At 57.1% G+C, this 12310-nt stretch carries 4 protein-coding genes; all 4 read right to left on the bottom strand.

All coding sequences use genetic code 11. The features are described 5' to 3' along the window. Positions 1-102 precede the first annotated feature (102 nt). A complete protein-coding gene (locus METTU_RS13405) occupies positions 103-3507 on the bottom strand; it encodes a non-ribosomal peptide synthetase (RefSeq protein ID WP_006892246.1) in 3405 nt (1134 codons plus the stop codon). A gap of 460 nt (positions 3508-3967) precedes the next feature. After that, complete coding sequence (locus tag METTU_RS13410) at positions 3968-5575, bottom strand: MBL fold metallo-hydrolase (protein ID WP_006892247.1); 1608 nt, start codon at positions 5573-5575, stop codon at positions 3968-3970. Positions 5576-6141: 566 nt separating this feature from the next. Further along, on the bottom strand, positions 6142-11679 hold the full coding sequence (locus tag METTU_RS13415; protein WP_254257969.1) for a non-ribosomal peptide synthetase: 5538 nt from the start codon (positions 11677-11679) through the stop codon (positions 6142-6144). Further along, positions 11624-12181: an ankyrin repeat domain-containing protein gene (locus tag METTU_RS13420; RefSeq protein WP_006892249.1), complete on the bottom strand. Its 558-nt coding sequence runs from the start codon at positions 12179-12181 to the stop codon at positions 11624-11626. The genes METTU_RS13415 and METTU_RS13420 overlap by 56 nt, the downstream gene beginning before the upstream one ends. Between the last annotated feature and the right edge of the window lie 129 nt (positions 12182-12310).

Here is a 12310-nt window from a genome sequence, read left to right on the forward strand (position 1 = left end):
CCGTCCCTAACGTTTGTTGCGATGTCTGAGCTGCATGGCTCCAGATGCCGGTCTGGGCATTCGCCCCGACCGTAACGTTTAAAATTTTTGAATGGGCAACTATCACTTGCCAACCAGAAAATGACTGACTTCTTCATCCGAAAGCTGTTCGAGTTCTTTTATCAACTCGTCCAAAGAACGGTCATCGTGCTGTTGAATTTGCAGCCGGGCTATCTCGGCAGCCTGCAATTCGATGGTCGGCGATTCGAACAGCATCTTCGCCGGAACATCCATATTGAAAACGCATTGAATACGCGACTTGACTTGAATCGCCGCCAACGAATGTCCGCCTTGTTCGAAAAAATCAGCATCGACGCCGATTGCTTCAAGGCCCAATACTTCCCGCCAAATATCCGCCAGATCGGCCTCGATCCAATTCGACGCCGGTTTAAATGCCCGTGCTTGGGCAGCCGGTTGTTTGATGTTTAGCAATGCCAGGCGATCCCGCTTGCCGTTCGGCATTAGCGGCAATGCGTCCAAAGCGACATAGCTCGACGGCACCATATAATCCGGCAGCGTTTGCTTAAGATAGGCCTGTAAAACGGAGGCTTCCGGCATCACGGCGGATTGCCGCCCAACCAGATAGGCAACCAGCCTTTTATTGCCGGATACTTCCTCTGTAACCAGAACAACGGCATCCTTAATGGCAGGATGCTGGTGCAGGCGCTCTTCGATTTCGCCCAACTCGATCCGATAGCCACGAATCTTGACCTGGTTGTCGATGCGGCCCAGAAACTCAATCTCGCCGTCGGCGCGAAAGCGCGCCAAGTCGCCGGTTTTGTAAAGCCGCTCGCCGTTCGCAGCAAACGGGTTGGGCATAAACTTTTCCGCAGTCAACGCCGACTGGTTCAAATAGCCTTGCGCCAAACCGGCGCCGCCAATGCACAGTTCGCCGCTGACGCCTATCGGTACCGGCTGGCGTTGCCGGTCCAGAATATAAGTCCGCACCTTGTCGATGGCCCGGCCTATCGGCAGCGTGACGCCGGTGTCATCTGTTGTGCTGCGATAAACGCTGCTCCAAACCGTGCCTTCCGTAGGGCCGTATTCGTTGTAAAACCGGACCTCCGGCAGCTTGCGGTGATGCTCTGCGGCGATGTCGCCCGAACAAGCCTCCCCTGCAACGATAACCTCTTGCAGGGTATTTAACTTTGGAAGATTTCCGTCATTAATAATGGCCGTATAAAACGAAGGCAGGGCCAGCAGATGCGTGACCCGGTGTTGCTTGATCAATTCGGCCAAGACGGCGGGATCGGTCAAGTCCTCCTGTTGCGGCAGGCACAAACATCCGCCTTGGCTTAGCGTCCAGAATATTCCGGCAACCGAACTGTCGAAGGCAAACGAGGACAGCAGCAAAAAGCATCCCAGCGGTTCGCGGTAATAATTCGTCCTGGCCAGTGTCGAGTGCAACAGATTTCCGTGGCTGACCGCGACGCCTTTAGGCTGCCCGGTGGAACCCGAGGTATAGATGATATAGGCGGTATTGTCCGGCGATAGCGAGCGGGACAACGTGCGCTTCGCTTGGCCTTTGGCTGAATCGTTATCCAGGCAAAGCATCTCGATGGCGCGATGCTTAAACTTATCGACTAATGCACTTTGGGTCAGTAACAACTCGATACCGGCATCGCTTAGCATAAAATCCAGCCGGTCTTCGGGATAGCTCGGGTCCAACGGAACGTAAGCGGCCCCTGCTTTGAGCACGGCCAGCAAGCCGACAATCAACTCTACGGAACGCTCGGCGCAGACGCCAACCCGGCATTCGGGACCGATGCCCAAATCCAGCAAACGTTCGGCCCATAATGCCGCACGGCTGTTAAGTTCGCCGTAACTGATGCGCTGACCGGCAAAAACCAGCGCCGTTTTGTCCGGCGTCAGTTGCGCCTGCTGTTCAAAAAGCCGGTGAATTAATAAACCATCCGTAGGGCGCGCCGCGCGCGCCTTGGGAGCCTGCTGAATCAAAAGGGCATCCTCTGTAAAATGCGCTGTCGAAGCCAAGGCGCGCGCGGCGCGCCCTACGCCACTCCAGTCGTCAAGCAACTGCCTGGTTTCCGCTTCAGGCAGCAGCGGCAATTGGCTCACCAGCAGTTCGGGGTTGCCGACCGCGCCTGCCAGCAGTATTTGCAAATGCCCGGCCATTCTGGCGATAGTCCCCGCGTCGAATAAATCGGTACTGTATTCGAAACTCCCCAGCAGCTTGCCGTCGCGTTCATCGACAAACAGGCTCAGGTCGAATTGGGCTACCCGGTTATTCATGGTCAGCGGCACGGCCGAGACATCCTGCATCCGAAAATCCGCCATCGGCACATTCTGCACCGCCAGCATCACCTGGAACAAAGGCGCATGACTGGTATTGCGAACCGGATTCAGCGCTTCCAGCAATTGGCCGAAGGACAGCCCCTGATGATCCTGATCCTGCAAGGCCTGTCCGCGCAGTTGCAACAGCAGCTCCGAAAACGGCAGCTCGGCCTCGACTTGGCAACGCAGCACCAGCGTATTGACAAAATAGCCTATCAAAGCCGCCGTCTGGCTTTGGCTGCGCCCGGCCACCGGATAACCGATGCAAATATCCTTGCTGCCGGTATAGCGGTACAGCAGCGCGTTGAACGCGGCGGCCATCACCATGAACAGCGTGACCTTGTATTGTTTGCCCAGTTGTTTCAGCGCGCGGCTCAGCTCGGCGGAAAGTTCGAAATAGTGCATGTCGCCGCGGTAGCTGGGCGTCGGCGGTCTCGGCCGGTCGGTCGGCAACGCGAGCAACGGCGACGCGCCTGTCAGTTTTTGCCGCCAGTAATCCAGATGCTTGGCCCATTTTTCCTGCTGTCCGCGTTGCCAGACGCAATAATCGCCGTATTGAATCGGCAGCTCCGGCAAGGCCGACGGCTTGCCTTGGCTGTATGCGCCGTACAATGCGGCGACTTCCTGCATCAGCACGCCGACCGACCAGCGGTCCGAGACGATGTGATGCAAAGTCAACAGCAAGATATGCCGACGCTCGCCCAATACGGCCAGCAGCGCCCGTAGCGGCGGTTGTTCGGCAAGCAGGAACGGGCGACGGATAAAAGCGTCGGCGCAATGTTGGAACTGCGCCATCGCACTATCCTGATTGAAGCCGGCGAGATTCAGGCGGGTCAGCGGCAATCCGCCGCCCGGTTCGACCTGCTGGCCCTCTGAGGTAAAACGGCTGCGCAGGATTTCATGGCGTCTGACCACCTCGTCCAGACTGTGCTGCAAGGCTTGCGTGTTCAGCAAGCCGTCGAACTGCACGGCACCGGCGACATTGTAGATCGGGTTGTCCGGCTCCAGCTGCGACATGATCCACAAGCGCTCCTGCGAATACGATAAGGGCGCCGGTTGGTCGCCGCTACGTTTACTAATAACGCCGTCGGCCGGGGCATCGGTTTTCCTGAGTCTGGCAATCAGCTGTGTGCGATTAGCTTGCTGTTGCTCGACTTGTGTTGTTGTGTCGGTCATGATTTGTTTACCCTCGTTCCTACGCGCTGCGCTCATCGTTATATACAAGTGTCTGCGAGATACCCTAGTTCCCACGCGCCGCGTGGGAATGCAGTGCCGGACGCGTAGCGTCCCGTATGCGCTAGTTCCCAAGCTCCAGCTTGGGAATTCAGTGTAGGAAGCTCCAGCTTCCCGTCTCGCGAAGCTGGAGCTTCGGCATCTAGGTTCCCAAGCTGGAGCTTGGGAACCAGCGTAATTTTCTATACGTTTGACTGCATTCCCACGAGGCGCGCTCGTCGTTATACATAAGTATTGAAAAGCACGTCATCCCGGCAGGGATTGCCGGGATCCAGGCCACATGGACGTATACAGCTCGCCATCCATGGCACTGGATACCGGCTTCCCGGCGGGTATGACGCGTTACTTAGATACTTGTGATAACGACAAGCGCGGCGCGTGGGAACGAGGACTTGCGCATCACTCACTTGCCGCCCAAATGAATATCATCCTTGCCATACAGCCTTCGCGCATCGGCAAAGCCCTTACTCTGACAAGCGGCCAACACCTTACCGATTTCCCTGATATAGGCGTCATCATCTTCCGGCTCCAAGGCCATGAAATATTGCAGCCAGGGTTCGCGGCCGATCGCATAGATGTAAACCCGCTCGGATTGCACCGCGTCCAGCAGGCTCAAAGCCGCATCGGCATCGCTGCCCTTCGAACGCCTCGTCTGGCAATGCTTGCGCTCCGGCAACTTCGGCAACAGCGGCCCGTACACCCAGGACAACGGCGCGCCTATGCATTCCATGCCCAAGAATACGGTCTGAATAGGGCCGTACTCGGCGCACAGGTTCTCGTACATACGCCGGTCCAGGCAGTTGGAATCGGCGGCAAACAACAGGCGCTGCTCACCGGCGCTGATCAGGTAGCCGCTTTTGGCAAACGGCAGGTCGTTATGCTCGCCAAGAAACGGCGCGGCGATGATTGCGCCGCCGGGAAACGCGATCGTATCCAGCGGATCGACTTCGATCACATCGGTAAAACCCAGTTCGCGGGCCAGCAGTTTCATCGAAATGTCGCCGTAGAAAATGCCCGAGCTTTTCGGCACCACCAGACAACCGATTTTGTGCCGAAGCCGCAGCAATGTTTCAAATACGTAGTGATCGTGATGAACATGGGTGATCAGCACATAATCGATATGCGGCGGCAAGTCCTGGAAGCTGTAACGGCCGATGCCGCCCTGGCTGGGCTGCACGGCAATGAACGGGTCGATCAGAATCGCAACGCCGTTATATTCGACCAGCACGCTGGCATGCCCGAGATAGCGCACCCGTACGCCGCTGCCTTGCCAGACTTCGGCCGCACGCGGCGGTTGGTCGGTGAGCAGATCGATCAGCTTTTCGTCGTCACCGGCATCGAGCCCCAACAGCTCGCGTATGTAAGCCAATGATTGCGGCCGGCTGTCCAGTTTGAACAGTTCGTCGATTTGCGCTTGGGCAAACGGTATGGCCCATTCGACGCTGTCGTGTTCCGGCAGGCGCGGCGTGCTCATGTAATAAGGCCGGGCGCGGTCGTGGGTCTGGGTAAACAGGCGCAGCGATTGCAGGTGATTTTTGTAATGCGGACTTTTGTAGAACAGGCTTTCGATGCAGCGCACGATAGGCCGGTTGTTGTAGTCGTACAGCAATTCGACATAGCCGCGCATCGACTCCGGCAGCACCGCGTAATACGGTTCCAGGCTTTGGCCTGCGGCTTCCCGGTCCAACAGGTTCTGGAAATCGATCAAATCCTGCGCCATTTGCAAGTTGCCGCCGTGCTCGCTGTCCATCCGTTCCAGCATCTTCGCGACTTCCGCTTTTCGCTCGACCGGAATATTGACAAACGCGCCGCCCAGCAACTTGGGATTGGCGCTGGATTTAACGTGAATCTCAGGGCTTTGCAGATACGAACTCAGGTTTTTCTTCTGGTAGTTCAGCATGTGCAAGCTGTAAGGCACCGGCGAAAAGGTATGCGGCCAGGCCACCCAGTTGTCGACCAGCGCCTCTACTGCTGTCGAGTCGGCCAGGCGGTACAGGGTTTTATCGTTCATGATGTTGCTCTCCAGTTAGGTGCTAGTTCCCAAGCTCCAGCTCTCATCGTTATACACAAGTGTCTGCGATAGATCGTCATTCCGGCAGTCTCTTGCCTGGCGTTAGGCGGGAAACATGTCGATAGGCAGACCTTCCAGGTTTTAAAAACCTGGAAGGTCTAACTGGCAGCGTTCTTAACAGGCGGGACGGGGTTTGTAACCCCGTCCCTAACGTTTCTTCAATCTCTAAGCTATGTGGCAACACGTAACAGCCGCCAAACGTTTCGAACGGGGCAACATGCCCCGTCCGGCTTTGGATGAAGGTTAGGATGAGGGGATCAAATAAAGCTTTTGCCTTATTTATATTCTCCTCACCCCAACCCTCTCCAGCAGGAGAGGGTGCTTTTTTTTCCAAGCGGGACGGGGTTTGTAACCCCGTCCCTAACGTTTCTTCAATCTTTAAGCTATGCGACAACACGTAACAGCCGCCAAACGTTTCGAACGGGGCAACATGCCCCGTCCGGCTTTGGGAATAAGTTTCGTACTTTTCGTGGACTAATCGGTTTTCCCCGGTTTATACGCATTGTTCATTCCGCAATCTCAAAGGCCTCCGTCGCCTGATATTCCGCCATCCGGTCGACAAACTTGGCGACGGTCGCTGCCTCGAACAAGATATTGACCGGCACCTCGATATTGAACAGCTCCTGCACTTTTGCGGTCACCTGCACGCCGGACAGGGAATGCCCACCCAGCTCGAAAAAGTCGTCATGAATGCTCAATTGCTGAACACCCAGCACTTCCCGCCAAATGTCGGCCACCGCTTGTTCCGCCTCATCGCGCGGCGCAACATACGACGCTGCGTTGTCGGTTTGGTTTGCCGACGCGGGCAATGCGTTGCGATCCAGTTTGCCGTTCGCGTTCAACGGCATCGCGTCCAGCCATAGCCAAGCCGAGGGCAGCATGTACTCCGGCAAACAGTGCCTGATGTGCGCTTTTAAATCTTCCGTATCCGTCGTATTGCCGGATTCCGCAACCAGGTAAGCGGTCAGGCGTTTATTGCCCGGCACCTCCTCGCGAACGGCTACCGCCGCCGCTTTTATCGACGGATGCCGCAGCAGACAAGCTTCGATTTCGCCCAGCTCTATCCGGTAACCCCTGATTTTGACCTGCTGATCGAGACGGCCTAAAAATTCGATATTGCCGTCGGCGAGATAACGCGCCCGGTCGCCGGTTTTATACAGCCTGCCGCCTGTCGCGCCGAACGGATCGGGGATGAATCTTTCCGCCGTCAGCCCGGCTTGATCGAGATAACCGCGACTGATGCCTTCACCGCCGACCAGCAATTCCCCGGCGACGCCGACCGGCAGCAGTTGCAGCGCATCGTCCACCACATAGATATGCATATTGCCGATCGGCTTGCCTATCGGCACGTTGGCCTCGCCTTGCGGCTGCGTAACCGCGTAAACGCTGCTCCACACCGTGGCTTCGGTCGGGCCGTATTCGTTGAACAACGCCGCATCCGGCAGGCGTTTGAAATGCAGTTCAGTGAGCGGGTTGGCGCAGGCTTCACCGGCAACGACAACGGTGTTCAAGGTTTTCAGCGCGACCGTCGGCGCATGCTCCAGCAGCAGTTCGTAAAGCGACGGCAGCGCCAGCAGATGCGTTACCCGCCGGTATTCGATCAGTGCGCCCAGAGCGGCCGGATCCTTAACCTGGTTCTCCTCCGGCAAACACAAACAGCCGCCCTGACTTAGCGTCCAGAAAATCCCCGCCACCGAACTGTCGAACGCGAATGACGACAGCAACAGATAACAACCTACCGGCTCCTGGTAATAGGCATTTCTGGCCCTGGTCGAATGCATCAGGTTGCCATGACTAACCACCACGCCTTTGGGCTTGCCGGTCGAACCCGAGGTGTAAATAACATAGGCCGCATGGTCGGCATGCAGCGGTATTTCCGGGTTGTCGTTGCTGCAATTGCCGTAAGCGTCAACATCGTCGACGCATATCGTCGCCATCGTGCCGCAGTCGAGACCGGGCAGCAACGCGGTATCGGTCAACAGCCATCTGCAACCGGCATCCTGCATCAAATAAGCTTGCCGATCCTTTGGATAAGCGGGGTCGACCGGCACATACACCGCACCGGCTTTGAGTATCGCCAAGATCCCAACCACCAGTTCCGGACAGCGCGAAATACACAGGGCAACGCGCCTTTCCGGCCCCGCGCCCTGCGCCAGTAGACACTGCGCCAGACGGTTGGCCTGGGCATTCAGTTCGGCATAACTAAGACGCCGCTGCCGGTAAACCAGCGCGACGGCGTCCGGGTGCTGCCGGGCAACGGCTTCGAAAACACTGTGTATCGTGTTGCTGTGCGGATAATCGATACCGGTTGCGTTCCATTCCGCCAACTGTTTGCGCTCGGGCGCTGTCAGCAGCGGCAGTTCCGACAAGCGGCTGTCGGGATTGGCAAGCATGCCGTGCAGCAGGCATTGGAAATGGGCTATAAATCTTAACACTGTGGTGCGGGATAAAAGCTCGCTGCGGTACTGGAACGAAGCGGCCAGGCCCTGCTGGGTTTCAGCCATCAGCAAGGCCATATCGAATTGCGCGGCAACCTCCTCCAGCGCATAGCTTTCGGCCGACAATCCGGCCCAATCCAGTGCGCTGCCCGGTATGCCCAAGGCCAGTTCGGCAGCGTCGGATGCGCCGCCGCTTTGCAGCACGAACCAGGCGCGGTAAAACGCCGACGTTCCCTGCTCACGCTCGGGCTGCAACTTTTCCACCAGCAACGAAAACGGATAATGCTGATGCGTTAATGCGCCCAGCACGGTCGCGTTGACTTCGGCCAGATAATCGCTAAAGCGCTGCTCGGCAGTGGGGTGCGAACGCAGCGCCACCGGGTTGACGAAATAACCGACGGTATCGGCGAACTCCCGCTTCGGCCTGCCCAGCGTCGGTGAACCGACGATGATGTCCTGCTGGCCGCTGTAGCGGTAAAGCAGGGTTTTGAACACGGTCAGCAGCAGCGTATACAAGGTCGTGTGCTGCTCGGCAGCCAATTGCTTGAGTTTTTGCAGGGTATCCGGTGCGATAGTCAGTGTTTCCGCTTGCCCCCGGCATGACGACGAACAGGCGGTTTGCCGTTCGATAGGCAGAGCCAGTTTCGGCAGATCGCCGGACAACTGCCGTTGCCAGTATTGCCAGTCCTGTTCGGCGCGCTGATCGGCCAAATACGCCGATTGCCAGGCGACATAATCGGCATAACTCACCGCAGGCTCCGGCAAATCCGGAGCCTGCCCGAGATAACGCATCTTGAACTCTTCCAACAGAATCGACAACGAGCGGAAATCGACGACGATATGATGCGCGCAAAATGCCAGCACATGATCGTCGTCGGCACAACTGAACAAGGCGGCTTTCAGTAACGGACCTTGCTCTAAATCGAACGGTTTGCGCACGAAAGCGGCGATAGCTTCTCTGCGTTGCCGCTCGTCGTAGCAAGTCACGCTGACCAATCGATACTGGGGCTCCGCCAGCGGGATACGCACCGTTTGGGTCTGCCGGTTAAGCCCAAAGCCGCTGCGTAATTGCGCATGGCGTTCGAACAGCGCGGCCAGTGCGCCGTTTAACGCCGACTTATCCAGCTTGCCGCGGACGTGCATGGCAACCGGCATGTTATGCAGCGAGCTGTCGGTTTCTATACGGTTGACTGTCCACAGCGCCTGCTGCCCGAATGATAACGGCTGCTCATCGTTGTCTTCAACTGCCGACGGGGCGATTTGCGCTTGGCCGGATTTCGCCAACGTTAAAGCCTGTTCGGCGCACGTAGCCAGGGAATGATTGCCGAGCAGCTGCGCCACCGGCAAATCGATAGCCAGCAACTCGTCGATAAAGTATTTCAGCTCCACGGCTTTCAGCGAGTCCATGCCAAGACTTGGGAGCGATTGCGCTATATCGACAGCTTCGACCGCCAAGCCGGACAAAGCCGCCGCCTTTTCAACCAGAACTTGCGCCAGTAAACGAGCGCCCTCCGCATCGGCAATCGACAGCAATACCTGCCTCAATAAAGTCGGCTCCACGCTTTGCGTCGGTTTAGCCGTGTCGGGTTCTACGCTACCTCCGCCATTCAGCTCATCGACGGCAACAACCTTAAATTGCTGCTGCTCGAAGGCCTGCCGACAAGCCGAACGCCTGATTTTGCCGCTGCTGGTTTTCAAGATCGCTCCCGGTTTCAACAGCATCACGGTATCGGCCTGTATGCCGCATTCCTCGACCAGCCGGGTACGGATCGCGGCAAACTCGGTCCGGTAGTCGGGCTGTCTTAAGCGGTTGCGTTTCAGCTCGGCCAACACGACCAGCTTTTCGCCGTCGTTTCCGTTCACCGCAAAGGCGGCCGCACAGCCGGGGTTTAACGCATCGGTCGCGGCTTCGACTGCATATTCCAGGTCGTGAGGGTAGTAATTGCGGCCGCGGATGATGATCAGGTCTTTCAAGCGCCCTGAAACGAACAATTCGCCGCCCTCGATAAAGCCCAAATCGCCGGTGCGCAGCCAGCGGTGTTGACTGTTTGCAGCGCCGATAAACGCCTGCCCGGTGGCCGACGCATTTTGCCAATAACCTTGGCTGATACTGGGGCCGCCGAGTTGAATCTCGCCGATTTGATCGTCTCTACACGGCTCGCCGGTTTCGGGGTCGACGATACGAATCCGTTGCGCGGCGTCAACATCGATACCGCCGCAGCCGACCAGCCGGCGGGTCTCATCATCGCCGCTGATGGCCGGACGCACCTTGCCTTGTTCCAGACCGGCCTTATAAAAAGCCGCCACCGTAGGCTCGGCATTTTTATCGCCGCCGGTAGCCAGCAAGGTTGCTTCCGCCAAACCGTAACAGGGATAGAAAGCTTTACGGCTGAATCCGCAGGCTGCGAAAGCGGCAGCAAATCGGTTCATCGTGTCGGGACTAATCGGTTCTGCGCCGTTGAAAGCCAGACGCCAGCTGCCAAGATCCAGCCCCGCTTTTTCATCGGCGGTTATTTTCCGTGCGCACAGCTCGAACGCAAAATTCGGCCCGCCGCTGGTATGGGCGCGGTAATCGCTGATGGCTTGCAGCCAGCGGACGGGTTTTTCAAGGAACGCCATCGGCGACATTAAAATGGCGCTGGCCCCGCAATACAAAGGCTGCATGACGTTGCCGATCAAGCCCATGTCATGGTACAGAGGCAACCAGCCGACCACCGTCGACTGGGCATTGTGGCCGAAGCGCCGCTTGATCAGCTGCTGATTCGCCATCAAATTGCCGTGGTTGATTATTACGCCCTTGGCGTTGCCGGTGGAACCCGAGGTGTATTGTAAAAAAGCCGGATCATGGTCGTGCAAGGTCGGCAAGCGCCAGGCGCTTGCGTCGACGGCGGCAAGATTGTCGGTAATCAGCCATCGTTTATCTAACAAACCGGCACTGTCGACCGCAAACTGGCGCACCGCATTGGCGACGCTTTGCGTGCTGAGTATCACCGCCGCCTGACTGTCATCGATGATCGCCTGCAACCGCGGCATGTGTCGGCCGTTGCTCGGCGGATACGCGGGCACCGCAATCAGTCCGCCGTAAAGGCAGGCGAAAAACGCCACGATATAGTCCAATTCCGGCGGATACAGCAAAATAGCGCGTTCGCCCTGCAATCCCAGCGCCTGCAACTGCGCGGCCAGCTGTCTGGCCTGTAAGTCCAGCTCGCCGTAAGTCATCGACTGAATGGGTTGTTCGCCGTTTTCCAGGAACGTATAGGCGGTGCGATGCGTTTGCCGCTCCGCCCGCAACTGCAATAATTCAATCAGGGATGCGGCGTTGCTGAATGATATATCCTCATCTACGCCGTCAAAACTGTGTTGTTTGTTTAACATATTCGCCCTACTCTCTTTGAATGAGTCGTCTGTTGAATTGCCGCCCTGTAGGCCGTAATAAGCCCGCTTGAGCGACAGCGAAAACGGGAGGTTCCTGCAAAACACCATCGGGAATCGCCGGAAAAGCCACCTCGCGCTATGCCCTTCGCCAAGCTCAGGACAGGCTTGGGTGGCCTTATTCCGGCCTACGTTGCCGATAATCGGCGGCAAGTTCCAAATCGGTCGGCACATGAAAACCCAGCCGATCCCGGCAATAATTTCGCCAGTCTTCCGAAACCCGGTCAAATACCACATCCTCCCCATGCCACATCGACGCGGTGACGCTAAAATCCTGATGCAGATAGACCACGGCGTCGTCCGCCAGCGTTGGCCGCCAACTGGAAAATTGATCGAACACTTTGACCGGGTAGGCTTTGCAATACGGACGAACAGGCCTTTCCGACCCAATGCCGCTGTCTTGCTCCACCTGTTGCAGCAGGCTTGCGACTTCCACCTGTGCGGCCGCCAAGGCGATTTGATAAGGCGTTCTAAGATCGCGGCCGCTATTGACTGCATTGGCTCCGGCTTTGTGTAAAAGCTGAACAATAGCCAAATAGCCATGACCGGCGGCCCAGTTCAATGCCGTCCAACCGTAATTGTCCTTTTGCTCCAAATCCTCGCCATCATCAATCAAGGCTTGCACCCGATTAATGTCGCCCGCTTTCGCGGCTTCGATCAGCTGCGCTTCATTCATAAATCATTCCCTATAACCAGGTGGAAAACTCAATAATGTTAAAAATACTGAAGAATCTCATGACATCGCCGAACCGGGATTAAATTACCCCAACACAGAGCAGACGACTGGCGGTAATTTTTTCCTCAT

The organism is Methylobacter tundripaludum SV96, from assembly GCF_000190755.2.
GTDB classification, from domain to species: Bacteria; Pseudomonadota; Gammaproteobacteria; order Methylococcales; family Methylomonadaceae; genus Methylobacter_A; species Methylobacter_A tundripaludum.